The organism is Cupriavidus taiwanensis LMG 19424 (genome assembly GCF_000069785.1).
GTDB classification, from domain to species: domain Bacteria; phylum Pseudomonadota; class Gammaproteobacteria; order Burkholderiales; family Burkholderiaceae; genus Cupriavidus; species Cupriavidus taiwanensis.
Genome location: NC_010528.1, coordinates 1,385,210 through 1,402,993 on the forward strand (window position 1 = coordinate 1,385,210; position 17,784 = coordinate 1,402,993).

16 protein-coding genes are annotated in these 17,784 nt (G+C 67.7%); 11 read left to right on the top strand and 5 right to left on the bottom strand.

Translation table 11 applies throughout. The annotated features are described in order from the left end of the window. Window positions 1-66: 66 nt before the first annotated feature. Complete coding sequence (locus RALTA_RS06430) at window positions 67-2,412, bottom strand: Tex family protein (protein WP_012352624.1); 2,346 nt, start codon at window positions 2,410-2,412, stop codon at window positions 67-69. A gap of 165 nt (window positions 2,413-2,577) precedes the next feature. Here RALTA_RS06430 and RALTA_RS06435 point away from each other — a divergent pair, with 165 nt between their 5' ends. Genes RALTA_RS06435 through RALTA_RS06445 form a run of 3 tightly spaced genes read left to right on the top strand, consistent with a single transcriptional unit; the run spans window position 2,578 to window position 5,847 of the window. Then, entirely contained in the window at window positions 2,578-3,366 is a 789-nt protein-coding gene (locus RALTA_RS06435) for a hypothetical protein (RefSeq protein ID WP_012352625.1), read from the top strand. 32 nt (window positions 3,367-3,398) lie between these two features. Further along, entirely contained in the window at window positions 3,399-3,602 is a 204-nt protein-coding gene (locus tag RALTA_RS06440; RefSeq protein ID WP_012352626.1) for a DUF465 domain-containing protein, read from the top strand. Window positions 3,603-3,627: 25 nt separating this feature from the next. After that, window positions 3,628-5,847 (top strand): ATP-dependent DNA helicase, encoded by a 2,220-nt coding sequence (locus RALTA_RS06445; protein WP_012352627.1) that lies wholly within the window; start codon window positions 3,628-3,630, stop codon window positions 5,845-5,847. A 79-nt stretch (window positions 5,848-5,926) separates the two neighbouring features. Here the strand turns inward: RALTA_RS06445 and RALTA_RS06450 are convergent, their stop codons facing one another. Beyond that, complete coding sequence (locus RALTA_RS06450; RefSeq protein WP_012352628.1) at window positions 5,927-6,757, bottom strand: outer membrane protein assembly factor BamD; 831 nt, start codon at window positions 6,755-6,757, stop codon at window positions 5,927-5,929. 17 nt (window positions 6,758-6,774) lie between these two features. Between RALTA_RS06450 and RALTA_RS06455 the strand changes: the two genes are divergently transcribed. Both RALTA_RS06455 and pgeF read left to right on the top strand, forming a co-directional pair. Continuing rightward, a complete protein-coding gene (locus RALTA_RS06455; protein ID WP_012352629.1) occupies window positions 6,775-8,031 on the top strand; it encodes an RluA family pseudouridine synthase in 1,257 nt (418 codons plus the stop codon). Further along, window positions 8,015-8,818 carry a peptidoglycan editing factor PgeF gene (pgeF, locus tag RALTA_RS06460; protein ID WP_012352630.1) on the top strand — a complete coding sequence of 268 codons (804 nt, stop codon included), beginning with the start codon at window positions 8,015-8,017 and terminating at the stop codon, window positions 8,816-8,818. The genes RALTA_RS06455 and pgeF overlap by 17 nt, the downstream gene beginning before the upstream one ends. Before the next feature lie 63 nt (window positions 8,819-8,881). On the opposite strand, the gene RALTA_RS06465 is transcribed toward pgeF, so the two are convergent. After that, window positions 8,882-9,109: a hypothetical protein gene (locus RALTA_RS06465; RefSeq protein WP_012352631.1), complete on the bottom strand. Its 228-nt coding sequence runs from the start codon at window positions 9,107-9,109 to the stop codon at window positions 8,882-8,884. Window positions 9,110-9,576: 467 nt separating this feature from the next. Between RALTA_RS06465 and phaC the strand changes: the two genes are divergently transcribed. The 4 genes from phaC (at window position 9,577) to phaR (ending at window position 14,404) form a co-directional block, all read left to right on the top strand. Continuing rightward, window positions 9,577-11,358 carry a class I poly(R)-hydroxyalkanoic acid synthase gene (gene phaC / locus RALTA_RS06470; protein ID WP_012352632.1) on the top strand — a complete coding sequence of 594 codons (1,782 nt, stop codon included), beginning with the start codon at window positions 9,577-9,579 and terminating at the stop codon, window positions 11,356-11,358. 79 nt (window positions 11,359-11,437) lie between these two features. Continuing rightward, window positions 11,438-12,619: an acetyl-CoA C-acetyltransferase gene (locus RALTA_RS06475; RefSeq protein ID WP_012352633.1), complete on the top strand. Its 1,182-nt coding sequence runs from the start codon at window positions 11,438-11,440 to the stop codon at window positions 12,617-12,619. Between the two features lie 71 nt (window positions 12,620-12,690). Beyond that, entirely contained in the window at window positions 12,691-13,431 is a 741-nt protein-coding gene (locus RALTA_RS06480) for a 3-ketoacyl-ACP reductase (RefSeq protein ID WP_012352634.1), read from the top strand. 421 nt (window positions 13,432-13,852) lie between these two features. Next, window positions 13,853-14,404: a polyhydroxyalkanoate synthesis repressor PhaR gene (gene phaR, locus RALTA_RS06485; RefSeq protein WP_012352635.1), complete on the top strand. Its 552-nt coding sequence runs from the start codon at window positions 13,853-13,855 to the stop codon at window positions 14,402-14,404. A 57-nt stretch (window positions 14,405-14,461) separates the two neighbouring features. Here phaR and RALTA_RS06490 read toward each other — a convergent pair whose 3' ends face one another. Together RALTA_RS06490 and RALTA_RS06495 are read right to left on the bottom strand one after the other, a co-directional pair. Next, window positions 14,462-14,752, bottom strand: coding sequence for an addiction module antidote protein (locus RALTA_RS06490; protein ID WP_012352636.1), 291 nt, complete (start codon window positions 14,750-14,752; stop codon window positions 14,462-14,464). 3 nt (window positions 14,753-14,755) lie between these two features. Continuing rightward, a complete protein-coding gene (locus tag RALTA_RS06495; protein WP_041232117.1) occupies window positions 14,756-15,055 on the bottom strand; it encodes a type II toxin-antitoxin system RelE/ParE family toxin in 300 nt (99 codons plus the stop codon). A 222-nt stretch (window positions 15,056-15,277) separates the two neighbouring features. On the opposite strand from RALTA_RS06495, the gene RALTA_RS06500 reads away from it, so the two are divergent. Both RALTA_RS06500 and rimO read left to right on the top strand, forming a co-directional pair. Continuing rightward, window positions 15,278-16,234, top strand: a complete 957-nt coding sequence (locus tag RALTA_RS06500) for a tRNA dihydrouridine synthase (protein ID WP_012352638.1) — start codon at window positions 15,278-15,280, stop codon at window positions 16,232-16,234. A 159-nt stretch (window positions 16,235-16,393) separates the two neighbouring features. Beyond that, complete coding sequence (gene rimO, locus RALTA_RS06505) at window positions 16,394-17,773, top strand: 30S ribosomal protein S12 methylthiotransferase RimO (protein ID WP_050976441.1); 1,380 nt, start codon at window positions 16,394-16,396, stop codon at window positions 17,771-17,773. Window positions 17,774-17,784: the final 11 nt, after the last annotated feature.

Genomic DNA, 17,784 nt, shown 5'->3' on the forward strand with positions numbered 1-17,784 from the left:
ACAGCCAGAGACGAAAACGCCCCGCACGGTTTCCCGTGCGGGGCGCTGTGCCCGAGGCAGGTGCGATCAGCGCTTGAGCTTGGCGAAGGCGGCGGCCATGGCGCCGGCCGGCTCCGGCTCGCGGCGGCCGCCGCCGAAGCCCTTGCCGCCGCCATTGCGCTGGCCGCCCCGGTCGCTGCCGGCGCGCGCCGCGGCCTGGCCGGGTTCGTCGTCGAGCCGCATCGACAGGCCGATGCGATTGCGCTTGACGTCTACCTCCATCACCTTGACCTTGACGATCTGCCCGGCCTTGACCACTTCGTGCGCGTCCTTGACGAACTTGTTCGACAGCGCCGAGATATGGACCAGGCCATCCTGGTGCACGCCGATATCGACAAACGCGCCGAACGCGGCCACGTTGGTGACCACGCCTTCCAGCACCATGCCGGGCTGCAGGTCCTTCACGTCCTCGACGCCCTCCTGGAAGGTCGCGGTCTTGAACTCCGGACGCGGGTCGCGGCCCGGCTTTTCCAGCTCGGACAGGATGTCGCGCACCGTGGGCAGGCCGAACGATTCGTCGGTGAATTTTTCCGGCGCCAGGCCGCGCAGCGCCTCGCGGTTGCCCATCACGTCGCGCAGGCCCTTCTTGACGTGGTCCAGGATGCGCTGCACCACCGGGTACGCTTCCGGGTGCACCGACGAGCGGTCCAGCGGATTGTCGCCGTCGTTGATGCGCAGGAAGCCCGCGGCCTGCTCGAAGGTCTTGTCGCCCAGGCGCGGCACCTGCTTCAACGCACTGCGGTTGGCGAAGGCGCCGTTGGCGTCGCGGAACTCGACGATATTGCGCGCCAGCACCGAGTTCAGGCCCGACACACGCGCCAGCAGCGGCGCCGACGCGGTGTTGACATCGACGCCGACGGCGTTGACGCAGTCCTCGACCACCGCGTCGAGCGCGCGCGCCAGTTCGCGCTGGTTGACGTCGTGCTGGTACTGGCCCACGCCGATCGACTTGGGATCGATCTTGACCAGCTCGGCCAGCGGATCCTGCAGCCGGCGCGCGATCGACACCGCCCCGCGCAGCGACACGTCCAGGTCGGGGAACTCCTTGGCGGCCAGTTCGGACGCCGAGTAGACCGACGCGCCGGCTTCGCTGACCACGATCTTGGTCAGCTTCAGCTCGGGCATCTGCCTGATCAGGTCCTGCACCAGCTTGTCGGTCTCGCGGCTGGCGGTGCCGTTGCCGATCGAAACCAGCGCCACCCCGTGCTGCTTTGCCAGGCGTGCCAGCACGGCGAGCGAACCGTTCCAGTCGCGGCGCGGCTCGTGCGGGTAGATGGTGGCGGTCTCCAGCAGCTTGCCGGTGCTGTCCACCACGGCCACCTTGCAGCCGGTGCGGATGCCCGGGTCGATGCCCATCACCGCCTTGGGACCGGCCGGCGCCGCCAGCAGCAGCTCATGCAGGTTGCGGCCGAACACCTTGATGGCCTCGCTCTCGGCGGTCTCGCGCAGCTGCGTCAGCAGCTCGGTCTCCAAGTGCGGCTGCACCTTGACGCGCCAGCACCAGCGGCACACGTCGCCCAGCCACTTGTCGGCGGGGCGGCCCAGCTGCTGGATGCCGACATGGCGCGCGATCATGCCTTCGCACGGGTGCGGCACCATCGCGTCCTGCTCTTCGCCCAGGCCCAGCTTGACCATCAGCACGCCGGCATTGCGGCCGCGGAACAGCGCCAGCGCGCGATGCGACGGCACCGTGCGCAAGGTCTCGCTGTAGTTGTAGTAGTCGCGGAATTTCTCTTCTTCCGCGGTTTCCTTGCCTTCCATCACCGTGGAGGCCACCACGCCGTGGTTCCACAGGTGCTCGCGCAGCTTGCCCAGCAGTTCGGCGGTTTCGCCGAACTGCTCCGACAGGATGTCGCGCGCGCCGTCCAGCGCCGCCTTGACGTCGGGCACGCCGCCGTCGGCGGTGGGGTTGCCATTGACGTACTTCGCCGCCTCGGCCTGCGGGTCGAGCGTGGGATCGGCCAGCAACGCCAGCGCCAGCGGCTCCAGCCCGCATTCGCGCGCAATCTGGGCGCGGGTGCGGCGCTTGGGCTTGTAGGGCAGGTAGAGATCTTCCAGCGCCTGCTTGGTCTGCGCGGCTTCGATGGCCGCCTGCAGCTCGGGCGTGAGCTTGCCTTGCTCCTCGATCGACGCCAGGATCGCGGCGCGGCGGTCCTCCATGTCGCGCAGGTACAGCAGGCGCTCTTCCAGGTTGCGCAGCTGCGTGTCGTCGAGGTTGCCGGTCACTTCCTTGCGGTAGCGGGCAATGAAGGGGACGGTGGCGCCTTCATCGAGCAGCGCCACGGCCGCGGCCACCTGGCGGGGCTGCACGGACAGTTCGGCCGCGATAAGCGCGACGATCTTTTGCGAGACGGATGCGGGCAGGTTGGACATCGTGGAACGCAGCGTGAGACGCAGTCAGTCGAAAGCGGGGCATTTTGCCACAAGCGCGCGGGCGTCCGGCGCGGCTGGCGCCGCAGGCCAGGCGGGCGGCGTCGCGCGCACCTGCAGGGCGACCGCGGGCAGGCCGCGCTCCGGCCCGGATGCTAGAATCCGGACATGATCGTCAAGTCCCGCCCGGCCGTTGCCAAGGCCACCCTCCCGGCCATGCCAACCTTCGCCAATGTGTCCGATGTCTTCCTGATCCGCCGCGGTGCCCTGGCCGCCGTGGCCGTGGCGGCATGCGCTGCGCTGATGCCGCTGCGCGCGGCACAGGCGCAGGCCTCGGCCCCCGCCGCCGCACCCGCTGCCGCGCGCGACTTTGCCGCCGAGCGCAAGGCCATCGGCGATTCGCGCGCGTGGACCAACTACCGCTTTGCCGCCGCCGAGCGCGAGTGCTACAGCAAGTTCTTCGTCACCCGCTGCATCGACAATGCCAAGGAAATCCAGCGCGAGGAGCTGCAGGTGCTGCGCAAGCGCGAGCTGGAAGTGGGCGAGGCCGAGCGTGCCCACCGCGCTGCCGAGCGCGACCGCGAACAGGCGCTGCGCCGCGCCGAGTTCGAGGCCAGCCAGCCGCAGCGCGCCGCCAGCGAGCAGTCCAGCCGCGAGGCGTACGAGAAAAAGCAGCAGGAACAGCAGCTGCGCGACGCGCAGCGCCAGGCCGGGGCGCCGCAGCGCGCCGCCAACGCCCAGGCCTACGAAAAGAAGCAGTCTGACTTCGATGCCCGCATGCGCGAGGCGCAGCAGAAGGGCGCGGAGCAGGCCCGCCAGCGCGAGGAGAACGTGAAGGCATACGACGCCAAGCAGCGCGACCTCGAGCAGCGCCAGAAGGCGCTGGAAGAGCGGCGCGCCAAGGCCAGGGAGCAGCAACAGGGCCCGGCGTCGGCGCCGCGCCCGTTCGGCTTCTGAGCGCCGGCACGGTGATGGCAGCGGAGGCAAAGATGGACAGCAACCTGAATACCCTCGAACGGCGCATCATGGAATTGCAGATCGAGCACCGCGATCTCGACTTCCTGATCGACCGGCTGGCCGGCGATGCAATCCATGACGAACTGCAGCTGCGCCGGCTGAAGAAGCGCCGGCTCAAGCTGAAGGACGCCATCACGCTGCTGCAGCTGCAGTTGGAACCCGACGTGCCGGCCTGAGCGCCGACGCGCCCCGGGCGCGGCGATGGCCGGCGATCGCTGCCGGTTTGCCGCAGCCCATACAACATTCCCCATCTTGTCCGATCTTCCCGATTCCCCCCAGCTGTCCCTCGACAGCGACGCGAGCGAGCCGAGCGACGCCGTAGAGAATGCGCATGCCGCGCCGGCCGATGCCGCTGCCAGCCGTGGCGCCGAGCTTGCCACCATCTTTGCCGACACCGGCACGCTGGCGCAGGCCATTCCGGGCTACCGGCCGCGTGCATCGCAGCACAAGATGGCCGAGGCCGTCGCCGGCGCGATCGCGCAGAATGACGCCGTCATCGTCGAGGCGGGCACCGGCACCGGCAAGACCTACGCCTACCTGGTGCCCGCGATGCTGTGGGGCGGCAAGGTCATCCTGTCCACCGGCACCAAGAACCTGCAGGACCAGCTGTTCCTGCGTGACATCCCCACGGTGCGCCACGCGCTCAATGTGCCGGTCTCGGTGGCGCTGCTCAAGGGCCGGGCCAACTACGTCTGCCACTACCACCTGGAGCGCGCGCAGGCTGGCGGGCGCCTGGCCTCGCGCCAGGATGCGGCGTGGCTGCGCGAGATCGGGCGCTTTATCAAGGAGACCGCCACCGGCGACAAGGCGGAACTGGCGTCGGTGCCGGAGAACGCGCCCGTGTGGCAGATGGTGACCTCCACGCGCGACAACTGCCTCGGCTCGGAATGCCCCTACTACAAGGACTGCTTCGTGATGCGCGCGCGGAAGGAGGCGCAGCAGGCCGACGTGGTGGTGGTCAACCATCACCTGTTCTTTGCCGACGTGGTGCTGCGCGACACCGGCATGGCCGAGCTGCTGCCCGCGGCCAACACCGTGATCTTCGACGAAGCGCACCAGCTGCCCGAGACCGCTACGCTGTTCTTCGGCGAGACGCTGTCGACCAGCCAGTTGCTGGAGATCGCGCGCGACACCGTGGCCGAAGGCCTGTCGCACGCGCGCGATGCGGTCGACTGGGTGGCGCTGGGCGCGCCGCTGGAACGCGCCGCGCGCGACCTGCGGCTGGCCTTCAGCAAGGACAATGCACGCCTGGCGCTGGGTCAGATCGAGGCCGACCGCCGCATCGCCGAACCGTTCAACGAGACCCTCGATGCGCTCGACGCGGCGCTGTCGGACTTCGTCGAGATGCTCGAAAGCCAGGCCGAGCGCGCCGAATCGCTGCAGCAGTGCCACCGCCGCGCGCTCGAACTGGCCAACAAGCTGGCCGCCTGGCGCACCGATGCCCCGGCCGCGCCGGCACCGCAGCCGGCGCAAGGGGAAGAGCAGGGCGAGGCCGTGGCATCCGCCGGCCCGGAGACGGTGCGCTGGGTCGAGGTGTTCTCGCACACCGTGCAGCTGCACCGCACGCCGCTGTCGATTGCGCCGATCTTTACGCGCCAGCGCGGCGGCCAGCCGCGCGCGTGGATCTTCACTTCGGCGACGCTGTCGGTGAAGGGCAATTTCACCCATTACGCCGCGCAGCTGGGGCTCGACAAGGACCGCTCGCTGACGCTGCCCAGCCCGTTCGATTACGCGAAGCAGGGCCTGCTGTACGTGCCGCGCGACATGCCACCGCCGCAGTCGCCGCAGTTCACCGATGCGGTGGTGCAGGCGGCGCTGCCGCTGATCGAGGCGGCCGGCGGGCGCACCTTCCTGCTGTGCACCACGCTGCGCGCGGTGCAGCGTGCCTCGGACCTGCTCTACGATGCCTTTGCCGAGCGCGGCCTGAACCTGCCGCTGCTGGTGCAGGGCCAGGCCAGCCGGACCGAGCTGCTGGACCGCTTCCGCGAGCTGGGCAATGCGGTGCTGGTCGGCAGCCAGAGTTTCTGGGAAGGCGTGGACGTGCGCGGCGAGGCGCTGTCGCTGGTGATCATCGACAAGCTGCCGTTCGCGCCGCCGGACGATCCGGTGCTGGCCGCGCGCATGGAAGTGCTGCAGAAGAAGGGCCTGAGCCCGTTTGCCGTGCACCAGCTGCCGCATGCGGTGATCACGCTCAAGCAGGGGGCGGGGCGGCTGATCCGCTCGGAATCGGATCGTGGCGTGCTGGCGATCTTCGACACGCGCCTGGTCGAGAAGCCCTATGGGCGCCAGATCTGGCAAAGCCTGCCGCCGTTCACGCGCACGCGCGAGGCAGCCACGGTGGTGCGCTTCCTGGAGTCGCTGCGCGGTTCGCCCGCCGGGCAGCAGGATGAAACCGGTACAGGGGACGCGGCCGCCGACTGATCGCGACGGGCCCCTGCAAAAGAAAACGGGACGGTCATCCGACACGTCCCGTTTTTTTAGCGCTGCCGGCGCTGCGGCGTCAGAACACTTCCCACCAGGACTTGTCCTTGCGGCGCGCGCCGTACTTGATGAAGTCGCTTTCCGGGAAGTTCTTCTCCATCACGCGCGCGGTGTCGTCGCGCAGGTCCTTCATGCCCATCGCGTCGTACGAGCGGATCATGATGTACAGGGCCTCTTCGTTGGCCGGCGCCCCGTCGTAGTCCTTCAGCGACTGCTGGGCGCGGTTGACGGCCGCCAGGTAGGCGCCGCGGCGGAAGTAGTAGCGCGCGGCATGCACCTCATGCTGGGCCAGCGAGTTGACGATGTACTGCATGCGCAGCGTGGCGTCCGGCGTGTACTTGCTTTCCGGGTAGCGCGTGATCAGCGTATGGAAGGCATCGTAGGCGGCGCGCGCGGCCTTGGGGTCGCGCTCGCTCAGGTCCTGCCCCGAGAAGCGGCCCAGCCAGCCGAGGTTGTCGTTAAAGTTGATCAGCCCCTTCAGGTAGTAGGCGTAATCGATGTTGGGATGGTTCGGGTGCAGCTGGATGAACCGGTCCACCGCCGCCAGCGCCGCCGCGGTTTCGCCGTCCTTGTAGTTGGCGTAGGCGGTGTCGATCTGTGCCTGCTGCGCATAGCGGCCGAACGGATAGCGGCCCTCGAGCTTTTCATACAGCTTGACGGCGCGCGTATAGTCGCCGCCATCCAGGGCATCCTTGGCTTCCGAATATAATTTGTTGGCCGACCAGCCGGCGGTTTCGTCGGGCTGGTCCGCGAGCAGGCCGCATGCAGACAGCATGACGCAGCCGCCTGCGAGCAGAACCGCTCCAATTGTCGTGCGCCAGCGCGCGCGTTTCATGCTCTGCAATTGCATGGGCAATCGTATCCCGGATGAAGAAAAATAGCGTCAAGCATTATAGCCCAAGCCCCCAGCCGAACCCGGAAGCCGGAGCCGGCGTGGGAGGACTGCCACCCGAACGGGTGCGCGCCGCCGCGGCGGTGGCCGGTTTCGAGGCCGGCCCGGATGAATTCGACGATGCCGTCGATGCGCCGGCAGCCGCTGCCGGCCTGCCCGTGACCCTGTCGCTGGAGGTGGACAGCGCCTCGCATGGCGAGCGCCTCGATAAATTGCTGGCGCGTCACTTCAGCGAGTTTTCGCGCAGCCGCCTGCAGCAATGGATCGAAAGCGGCGCGGTGCGCGTCGACGGCCAGGTGCGCCGTCCGCGCGACGCGGTGCAGATGGGCAACCGGATCGAGGTCCAGCCGCAGGCCGCGCCCGAAGCGTCGGCGTTCGCGCCCGAGGACGTGCCGCTCGACGTGGTCTACGAGGACGACACGCTGCTGGTGATCAACAAGCCCGCCGGGCTGGTGGTGCACCCGGCCGCCGGCAACTGGAGCGGCACCGTCCTCAATGGCCTGCTGCACCGCGACCCCGGCGCCGCGTCGCTGCCGCGCGCGGGCATCGTGCACCGGCTCGACAAGGAGACGTCGGGGCTGATGGTGGTGGCGCGCACGCTGACCGCGCAGACCGACCTGGTGCGCCAGCTGCAGGCGCGCACGGTCAAGCGCACGTATATCGCGCTGGTCTGGGGCCGCACCTATGACGAGGGCACCATCGACGCCCCCATCGGCCGCGACCCGCGCGAGCGCACGCGCATGGCGATCGTGCAGACCGCCAGCGGCAAGCCGTCGCGCACGCATTTCCGTACCCTGGCCACGGTGCCGCTGGGGCGGGGCTTTGTGTCGATGGTGATGTGCAAGCTCGAGACCGGCCGCACCCACCAGATCCGCGTGCATTTCGAATCGATCGGGCACCCGCTGGTGGGCGACCCGGTCTATTTCCGCGCCACCCAGCGCGGCCAGCGTCCCGCCATCCGCGTGCCGCTGCCGGTGCCCTACGAGCGCCAGGCGCTACATGCGTACAAGCTTGGCCTGGTGCATCCGGCCACCGGCAAGCACATGTCATGGACCGCGCAGCCGCCCGAAGACCTGCAGGCGCTGATCGACGCGCTCGACTTTGAAAGCGCGCAGGCCGACGACGAAGACGAGGCCTGGGACGAAGTGTGGGAAGGCGGCGAAGCCCACTGGGAATACGCCGGCGACGATGACGATGACGACGACGGTGACGGCGATGAGCGCGACGCCTGATCCCGCCTGGCTGGTGCCTGACTGGCCCGCGCCGGCGCGCGTGCGCGCGCTGTCGACCACGCGCCAGGGCGGCGTCAGCCAGGGGCCGTACGGGCTGGCCGGCGGCATGCCGGGCGGCCTGAACCTGGGCACCCACGTTGGCGACGATCCGGGCGACGTGGCGCGCAACCGCGCGCGGCTGGCCGCGTGCCTGCCGTCGATGCCGCAATGGCTGGAACAGGTGCATGGCTGCGCGGTCGCGACGGTCGACCATGTGGCCGCACCGGGCGATCCTGTGCCGCGGGCCGATGCGAGCCTGGCGGTCACGCCGGGCCACGTCTGCGCCGTGATGACGGCCGATTGCCTGCCGGTGCTGCTGTGCGATGCGCAGGGAACGGTGGTGGGTGCCGCCCATGCGGGCTGGCGCGGCCTGTGCAACGGCGTGATCGAGGCTACGCTGGCGCGGATGCAGGCGGCCGCCGGCGGCGCTGCCATGCGCTGGCTGGCATGGCTGGGGCCGGCGATCGGCCCCGGGGCCTTCGAGGTGGGCGCCGAGGTGCGCGAGGCCTTTCTCGCGCAGGCCCGTCCGGATGAACAAGCCGCGGTTGCCGCCGCATTCCAAGCCGGCGCCCCGGGCAAGTACTTTGCCGACCTCTATGCGCTGGCGCGTACGCGGCTGGCGCGCGCGGGCTGTGTCGACGTTCACGGCGGCGATACCTGCACCGTTGCCGATGCCGACCGCTTCTATTCGTACCGGCGCGACGGCGTGACCGGGCGCATGGCCAGCCTGGTCTGGCTGGCCGACTGAGCGGCGCTGACTTGCTCGTCCGCGTTACTTGGCCGCCTTGCTGGGCCGCCTTACTCGGCCGCCTTACTCGTCCTCCTGCCTTGCCGCCTCGCCGGACGTGGTACCCGTTGCCTGCGCGCGTTCGGCTTCAGCCTTGCGCCGGCGCCGGCCGGGCGTGCCCATGATGTAGAGCACCAGCGCGACCGGCGCGACCCCATACATCAGGAAGGTGGCGACGCCCGCCACCACGTTGTGCTCGGTGATCGCCATCATCAGCGCCACGTAGAGCCAGCCAATGGCCACGATGTACATCAGAATTTCATCCTTCTCGGCTAGGCTCGATGGCCTCGGCAGATGCGTGCGCTGCATACCGTCCGGTAGGTCGGGCGGCGCACGGCGCCGGGGCGGATATCCGCATTGACAGCGCGCACGTTGCAAGGCAACAATGGCCTCGAATGTCTCGGAATCGCTGACGATTCCCAGGTTTTTCCGGCAAGCATAGCGCATGGCGCCGGCGGACGAGGACTGATGCCCGCCGGATGTCGAGGGATATGCCGCAGGATAATGGGGAGCCGCTATCGGAATGGATACAAGCCCCGGCCGCGCATTGCGCGGCCCGGGTTCCAGGCCAGTTCCAGGGCAGATGTGCCGGCTGACCCTCCCGCTGCGGGGAGGGCTGGAGCCGGGTCCATTCGGATAGCATCTCCCCATGCAGAGTGCCGGCCAGGGCAATGCCCCGGAGCCGGTTCGAATAGTGACGGCAGAGAGACAAACTGATCATGGCGACCGGCAAAGGTGCGGCAGCTTCCACGCAGGAAGGCAAGTCCCAACCACCCAGGTTCACGCCGGGGCCATTCGATCCAGCCACATGGCTGGAATGGTCCCGCCAGTGGCAGGGCACTGAAGGCAACGGCCACGCGGCCGCCTCCGGCATGATGTCCGGCATCCCGGGCCTGGATTCGCTGGCAGGCATCAAGATTGCGCCCGCGCAGATGGCCGACATCCAGCAACGCTACATGAAAGACTTCGCGGCGCTGTGGCAGGCGCTGGCCGAGGGCAAGCCCGACGGCACCGGCCCGCTGCACGACCGTCGTTTTGCCGGCGACGCGTGGCGCAACAACATGCCGTACCGTTACGCCGCCGCTTTCTACCTGCTTAACGCCCGCGCGCTGACCGAGCTTGCCGATGCCGTCGAGGCCGATGCCAAGACGCGCCAGCGCATCCGCTTTGCGATCTCGCAGTGGGTCGACGCGATGTCGCCCGCCAACTTCCTCGCCACCAATCCGGAAGCGCAGCGCCTGCTGATCGAATCGGGCGGCGAATCGCTGCGCGCCGGCGTGCGCAACATGATGGAAGACCTGACGCGCGGCAAGATCTCGCAGACCGACGAGACCGCTTTCGAAGTCGGCCGCAATGTCGCGGTGACCGAAGGCGCCGTGGTCTTCGAGAACGAGTACTTCCAGCTGCTGCAGTACAAGCCGCTCACCGCCAAGGTCCATGCGCGCCCGCTGCTGTTGGTGCCGCCTTGCATCAACAAGTACTACATCCTTGACCTGCAGCCGGAAAGCTCGCTGGTGCGGCATACGGTGGAGCAGGGCCATACGGTGTTTCTGGTGTCGTGGCGCAATCCCGATGCCAGCATGGCGTCGCGCACCTGGGACGACTACATCGAGCACGCCGCCATCCGCGCCATCGAAGTCGCGCGCGACATCAGCGGCGAGGACCAGATCAACGTGCTGGGCTTCTGCGTCGGCGGCACCATCATTTCCACCGCGCTCGCGGTGATGGCCGCGCGCGGCCAGCGTCCGGCGGCCAGCCTGACGCTGCTGACCACGCTGCTGGACTTCGCCGACACCGGCATCCTCGACGTCTTCGTCGACGAGGGCCACGTGCAGCTGCGCGAAGCCACGCTGGGCGGCGCCGCCGGCGCGCCGTGCGCGCTATTGCGCGGGCTGGAGCTGGCCAATACCTTCTCGTTCCTGCGCCCGAACGACCTGGTGTGGAACTACGTGGTCGACAATTACCTGAAGGGCAATACCCCGGTACCGTTCGACCTGCTGTTCTGGAATGGCGACGCGACCAACCTGCCGGGGCCGTGGTACTGCTGGTACCTGCGCCATACCTACCTGCAGAACGAGCTGAAGGTGCCCGGCAAGCTGACCGTCTGCAATGCGCCGGTGGACCTGGGCAGCATCGACGTGCCGACCTATCTCTACGGCTCTCGCGAGGACCATATCGTGCCGTGGACCGCGGCCTATGCCTCGACCGCACTGCTGAAGAACAAGCTGCGCTTCGTGCTGGGCGCGTCCGGCCATATTGCAGGCGTGATCAATCCGCCGGCAAAGAAGAAGCGCAGCCACTGGACCAACGACGCGTTGCCGGCTTCGCCGCAGCAATGGCTGGCCGGCGCCACCGAGCACCCCGGCAGCTGGTGGCCGGACTGGTCGGCATGGCTGGCCAGCCATGCCGGCGCCAAGCGCGCCGCGCCTGCGCAGTACGGCAACGCGCGCTACCCTGCAATCGAACCCGCGCCTGGGCGATACGTCAAAGCCAAGGCTTGATGCCCGCGCGTCCGCCGGCGTGCCCCCGCGTGGGCGCCGGCAGACTGCGGGTCCCTGTTTCCATTGAGAGGACTACACCATGACTGACGTTGTCATCGTATCCGCGGCCCGTACCGCGGTTGGCAAATTTGGCGGCTCGCTGGCGAAGATTCCGGCGCCGGAACTGGGTGCGATCGTGATCAAGGCCGCGCTGGAGCGTGCCGGGATCCAGCCGGAGCAGGTCAGCGAAGTGATCATGGGCCAGGTGCTGACCGCCGGCTCGGGCCAGAACCCGGCGCGCCAGGCTTCGATCAAGGCCGGCCTGCCGGCAATGGTGCCGGCGATGACCATCAACAAGGTATGCGGCTCGGGCCTGAAGGCTGTGATGCTGGCCGCCAACGCCATCATGTCCGGCGACGCCGAGATCGTGGTCGCCGGCGGCCAGGAAAACATGAGCGCCGCGCCGCACGTGCTGCCGGGCTCGCGCGACGGCTTCCGCATGGGCGACACCAAGCTGGTCGACACCATGATCGTCGACGGCCTGTGGGACGTGTACAACCAGTACCACATGGGCATCACCGCCGAGAACGTGGCCAAGGAATACGGCATCACGCGCGAGGCCCAGGATGAATTCGCGGTGGGCTCGCAGAACAAGGCCGAAGCCGCGCAGAAGGCCGGCAAGTTCGATGAAGAAATCGTGCCGGTGCTGATCCCGCAGCGCAAGGGCGACCCGGTGGCGTTCAAGACCGACGAATTCGTCCGTCACGGCGCCACGCTGGACAGCATGGCCGGCCTCAAGCCCGCCTTCGACAAGGCCGGCTCGGTGACCGCGGCCAACGCTTCGGGCCTGAACGACGGCGCCGCCGCGGTGGTGGTGATGTCCGCGGCCAAGGCCAAGGAACTGGGCCTGACCCCGCTCGCCACCATCAAGAGCTACGCCAACGCCGGCGTGGACCCGAAGGTGATGGGCATGGGCCCGGTGCCGGCGTCCAAGCGCGCGCTGTCGCGCGCCGGCTGGACCCCGCAGGACCTGGACCTGATGGAGATCAACGAAGCCTTCGCCGCGCAGGCGCTGGCGGTGCACCAGCAGATGGGCTGGGATACCTCCAAGGTCAATGTCAACGGCGGCGCCATCGCCATCGGCCATCCGATCGGTGCGTCGGGCTGCCGTATCCTGGTGACGCTGCTGCACGAAATGAAGCGCCGCGATGCCAAAAAGGGCCTGGCGTCGCTGTGCATCGGCGGTGGCATGGGCGTGGCGCTGGCGGTCGAGCGCAATTAAGAAGGGGTGCGCCGGGCTCGCGCATGGCGCGGCCCGGCGGCAAATAACGAAAAGCCAATCAAGGAGTGGACATGACTCAGCGCATTGCGTATGTGACCGGCGGCATGGGTGGTATCGGGACCGCCATTTGCCAGCGGCTGGCCAGGGATGGCTTTCGCGTAGTGGCCGGCTGCGGCCCCAACTCGCCTCGCCGTGAAAAGTGGCTGGAGCAGCAGAAGGCCCTGGGCTTCGATTTCGTCGCCTCGGAGGGCAACGTGGCGGACTGGGACTCGACCAAGGCGGCCTTCGACAAGGTCAAGGCCGAGGTCGGCGAAGTCGATGTGCTGATCAACAACGCCGGCATTACGCGCGACGTGGTCTTCCGCAAGATGACCCGCGCCGACTGGGATGCGGTGATCGACACCAACCTGACCTCGCTGTTCAACGTCACCAAGCAGGTGATCGACGGCATGGCCGACCGCGGCTGGGGCCGGATCGTCAATATCTCGTCGGTGAACGGGCAGAAGGGCCAGTTCGGCCAGACCAACTACTCCACCGCCAAGGCTGGCCTGCACGGCTTCACCATGGCGCTGGCGCAGGAGGTCGCGACCAAGGGCGTGACGGTGAACACGGTTTCGCCGGGCTATATCGCCACCGACATGGTCAAGGCCATTCGCCAGGATGTGCTCGACAAGATCGTCGGCACGATTCCGGTGAAGCGCCTGGGCGAGCCGGAAGAGATCGCCTCGATCTGCGCCTGGCTGGCGTCGGAGGAGTCCGGCTTCTCGACCGGCGCCGACTTCTCGCTCAACGGCGGCCTGCATATGGGCTGACCTGGCGCTCCAGCCAGCCGCGCCGGCGGCCGCGTTTTGCGGTGCAGCCAGCGCGGCGCACAAGGCGGCGGACGCAATGTTTCGCCGCGGGTTTCGCGGGCCGGCATGGCCCGCGAATCATTTTCGGGCGTACTGCATCGGCGCCGCGATGGCCCGGTTTACCGGGTTTTCCTTAAGCCTCGTCGCTTTTCTTAGTGCTTTGTTGGGCATAGAATCAGGGCAGCGGCGCAGCCAGCACCATAGTCGTGCAGCATGGCCCTCGCGGGGGCGAGACGGCGGGCCGCGGCGCGCAGCCATGCGCGAACAGCCGCAAGACGGCCGGCACGATAACAGCAGATGGCGCGGGCGGTACCGATTTGCGCACTGCACCCCATGCGGTGCAGCAGCGCGCAATCAGCGACGACACAAGGACAGAGCACCGATGGCCACGACCAAAAAAGGCGCAGAGCGACTGATCAAAAAGTATCCCAACCGCAGGCTCTACGATACCCAGACCAGCACCTACATCACCCTGGCCGACGTCAAGCAGCTGGTGATGGATTCCGAGGACTTCAAGGTCGTCGATGCCAAGTCCGGTGACGAACTGACGCGCAGCATCCTGCTGCAGATCATCCTGGAAGAAGAGACCGGCGGCGTGCCGATGTTCTCCAGCGCCATGCTGTCGCAGATCATCCGCTTCTACGGCCATGCCATGCAGGGCATGATGGGCACCTACCTGGAAAAGAACATCCAGGCCTTCATCGACATCCAGAACAAGCTGGCCGAGAACTCCAAGGGCCTGTACTCCGGGGAAGCCTTCAGCCCGGACATGTGGTCGCAGTTCATGAACATGCAGGGCCCGATGATGCAGGGCATGATGAGCAACTACATCGAGCAGAGCAAGAACCTGTTCGTGCAGATGCAGGAGCAGATGCAGAACCAGGCCAAGAACATGTTCGGCACGTTCCCGTTCAACCAGCCGGACAAGAAGTAGCAACCAGCGCCGGCGGGCCGGGCGCCCGCCGCGCATCAGCACCCGGGGCCGGCGCGCTCAGCCGGCGCTTGCATGCAGGCGGATCCCCAGCGCCCGCATCACCTTCCAGATCGTCCCGAATTCCGGATTGCCTTCGCCAGACAGCGAACGGTAGAGGCTTTCGCGCGACAGGCCGGTTTCGCGGGCCAGCCGCGTCATGCCGCGCGCGCGTGCGACCACGCCGAGCGCGTAGGCAATGAAGCGATCGTCGTCACCGGCCTCGGCCAGGCAGGCGTCCAGGTAGGCGGCGATTTCTGTTTCGTTGCGCAGTTGTGCGGCCGAGTCCCAAGGGCGGGTTGGTTCTTTCATGGCTCACTCCAGGTCAAGATTCGCCGCGAGGTGGCGTGCCCGGTCGATATCAGCGTGCTGGGTCGACTTGTTGCCGCCGCAGAGAAGAACGACAAGAACTTCACCGCGTCGCTGAAAATAGATGCGGTAGCCGGGGCCATGATCCACCCGCATTTCAAAGAGGCCAGCGCCAAGGGCTTTCACGTCGCCTGGATTTCCGTTCAGCATGCGGTCGATTCGGACCTGGATGCGAATCCTGGCAGCGTTGTCGCGCAAGGCGGAGTACCAGCGGTCGAACGTTTGGGTTGTGCGGATGCTGAGCATACCACACCGTAGCCTCTAGGCTACAGGCGTGGAATCATCGATTCCCGAAAAACCACCCCATCCCAAAGCAGGTAGAATGCGCGCTCTGCCCCGTCCGGGGCCTCTGTATCGCACCCTTCAGCGGCGGCTCGGTTCGGGACTCGCCTTGCTTGCGCGGCGTCCCATGTCCTGCCTTCTCCAACCTTTCTCTCCGGCGCCGGTGCCCGCGGCGCGGTGCCTGCCATGAGCCGGCTGTTCCTGGCCCCGATGGAAGGGCTTGCCGACTATGTGCTGCGCGATGTGCTGACCGCAACCGGCGGCTACGACGGCTGCGTCTCCGAGTTCGTGCGGGTGACGGGGTCGCTGCTGCCGGCGCGGGTCTATGAGCGCGACACGCCCGAGATCCTGTCCGGCGGCCATACCCGCAGCGGCACGCCGATGGTGATCCAGCTGCTCGGCAGCGATCCCGAGTGGCTGGCGCGCAATGCCGCCTATGCCGCGACCTTGTCGCCGCATGGCATCGACCTGAACTTCGGCTGTCCCGCCAAGGTCGTCAACCGCCATGGCGGCGGCGCGATGCTGCTGACCAATCCGGCGCTGCTGAACCGGATCGTCGCGTCGGTGCGCGCCGCGGTGCCGGCCACTATTCCGGTGACCGCCAAGATGCGGCTGGGCGTCTCGGATACCGCGCTGGCCATCGACTGCGCCACCGCGCTGGCCGAAGGCGGCGCGGCGTCGCTGGTGGTGCATGCCCGCACGCGGGACCATGGCTACCGGCCGCCGGCCCACTGGGACTGGATCGCGCGCATTGCGGCGGCCGTCGACATACCCGTGATAGCGAATGGCGACGTCTGGACCGTCGCCGACTGGGTACGCTGCCGCGAGGTCAGCGGCTGCGACGACGTCATGATCGGGCGCGGCGCGGTCTCGGACCCGTTCCTGGCCTTGCGCATTCGTGGCCAGATGCCCGGCACGCCGTCGGACCAGGAGTGGCCGCTGGTGCTGGGCCAGATCGCGGCGTACCTGAACAAGCTGCATGCCCGCATCGCTTCGTGCCACGAACACGGACGCGTCAAGCTCTGGCTCAGCTATCTCAAGCGGACGTGGCCGCAGGCCGGCGAACTGCATGCGGCGATCCGGCGCATGCAGGACTCGCAGGAGATCGCGCACGTCCTGCAAGGCCTTCAACGCGCGGAGTGACTTCGGCGTAACCGTGGTCTTGCAGTCATGTCGTGCGTCAGGCGCCGGCAAATTCCGGCAAACGGTTAAAATGCGCGATTGCCTGTTTCGCGCCCGGCGGCCTTGTGTCAGTGACCCACGGTCCGGCTGCCGTGCCAAGCCCCACATTCGGATTCCAACGTGAAAAACCCCTCAGAAGCAACGAACCAGAAAGACCATAGTCCGCGTGTGGGATTCGTTTCCCTTGGCTGCCCGAAAGCGCTGGTCGACTCCGAGCAAATCATCACCCAGTTGCGCGCCGAGGGCTATGCCATCAGCGGCACTTATGACGGCGCCGACCTGGTCGTCGTCAATACCTGCGGCTTTATCGACGAAGCCGTGCAGGAAAGCCTGGACGCCATCGGCGAAGCGCTGACCGAGAACGGCAAGGTCATCGTTACCGGCTGCCTGGGCGCGAAGAAGGACGCGGCAGGACACGACATCGTGTCGTCGGTTCACCCGAAGGTGCTGGCCGTGACCGGCCCGCACGCGCTCGGCGAGGTGATGCAGGCCGTGCACACGCACCTGCCCAAGCCGCACGACCCGTTCACCGACCTGGTTCCGGCCGCGGGCATCAAGCTCACGCCCAAGCACTACGCCTACCTGAAGATTTCGGAGGGCTGCAACCACCGCTGCTCGTTCTGCATCATCCCGTCGATGCGCGGCGACCTGGTCTCGCGCCCGGTGGCCGAAGTCATGCTGGAGGCCGAGAACCTGTTCAAGGCCGGGGTCAAGGAACTGCTGGTGATCTCGCAGGACACCAGCGCCTACGGCGTCGACGTGAAGTACCGCACGGGCTTCTGGAACGGCCGCCCGCTCAAGACCCGCATGACGGAGCTGGTGGCGGCGCTGGGCGAGCTGGCCGCGCAGTACGGTGCCTGGGTGCGCCTGCACTACGTGTACCCGTACCCGCATGTCGACGAGATCATCCCGCTGATGAACAACGGCCATGTGCTGCCGTACCTCGACGTGCCGCTGCAGCACGCCCACCCGGACGTGCTCAAGCGCATGAAGCGCCCGGCCAACGCCGAGAAGACCATGGACCGCATCCGCGCCTGGCGCGAGATCTGTCCGGAACTGACCATCCGCAGCACCTTTATCGCCGGCTTCCCGGGCGAGACCGAAGCCGAGTTCCAGACGTTGCTGGACTTCATTGCCGAGGCCGAACTGGACCGTGTCGGCTGCTTTGCGTATTCGCCGGTGGAAGGCGCGACCGCCAACGACCTGCCCGGCGCGCTGCCCGACGAGGTGCGCGAGGAACGCCGCGCCAGATTCATGGAAGTGGCCGAGGCGGTCTCGGCACGCCGCCTGCAGCGCAAGGTGGGCCAGACCCTGCGGGTGCTGGTCGACGAAGTCAACCAGGATGGCGGCATCGGCCGTTCGTCGGCCGATGCGCCGGAAATCGACGGCCTGGTCTATATCGCGCCGCCGCAACGGACTTCGCAACGCTACCGCGCCGGCGAGTTTGTCGACGTGCGCATCACCGGCGCCGACGGCCACGACCTGTGGGGCGAGGTCTGAGCTAGTCCCGC

Coding starts and splice junctions, on each gene's coding strand:
- RALTA_RS06430 (WP_012352624.1), bottom strand. CDS start 2,412: ATGTCCAACCTGCCCGCATCCGTCTCGCAAAAGATCGTCGCGCTTATC.
- RALTA_RS06435 (WP_012352625.1), top strand. CDS start 2,578: ATGATCGTCAAGTCCCGCCCGGCCGTTGCCAAGGCCACCCTCCCGGCC.
- RALTA_RS06440 (WP_012352626.1), top strand. CDS start 3,399: ATGGACAGCAACCTGAATACCCTCGAACGGCGCATCATGGAATTGCAG.
- RALTA_RS06445 (WP_012352627.1), top strand. CDS start 3,628: ATGGCCGGCGATCGCTGCCGGTTTGCCGCAGCCCATACAACATTCCCC.
- RALTA_RS06450 (WP_012352628.1), bottom strand. CDS start 6,757: ATGCAATTGCAGAGCATGAAACGCGCGCGCTGGCGCACGACAATTGGA.
- RALTA_RS06455 (WP_012352629.1), top strand. CDS start 6,775: ATGAAGAAAAATAGCGTCAAGCATTATAGCCCAAGCCCCCAGCCGAAC.
- pgeF (WP_012352630.1), top strand. CDS start 8,015: ATGAGCGCGACGCCTGATCCCGCCTGGCTGGTGCCTGACTGGCCCGCG.
- RALTA_RS06465 (WP_012352631.1), bottom strand. CDS start 9,109: ATGTACATCGTGGCCATTGGCTGGCTCTACGTGGCGCTGATGATGGCG.
- phaC (WP_012352632.1), top strand. CDS start 9,577: ATGGCGACCGGCAAAGGTGCGGCAGCTTCCACGCAGGAAGGCAAGTCC.
- RALTA_RS06475 (WP_012352633.1), top strand. CDS start 11,438: ATGACTGACGTTGTCATCGTATCCGCGGCCCGTACCGCGGTTGGCAAA.
- RALTA_RS06480 (WP_012352634.1), top strand. CDS start 12,691: ATGACTCAGCGCATTGCGTATGTGACCGGCGGCATGGGTGGTATCGGG.
- phaR (WP_012352635.1), top strand. CDS start 13,853: ATGGCCACGACCAAAAAAGGCGCAGAGCGACTGATCAAAAAGTATCCC.
- RALTA_RS06490 (WP_012352636.1), bottom strand. CDS start 14,752: ATGAAAGAACCAACCCGCCCTTGGGACTCGGCCGCACAACTGCGCAAC.
- RALTA_RS06495 (WP_041232117.1), bottom strand. CDS start 15,055: ATGCTCAGCATCCGCACAACCCAAACGTTCGACCGCTGGTACTCCGCC.
- RALTA_RS06500 (WP_012352638.1), top strand. CDS start 15,278: ATGAGCCGGCTGTTCCTGGCCCCGATGGAAGGGCTTGCCGACTATGTG.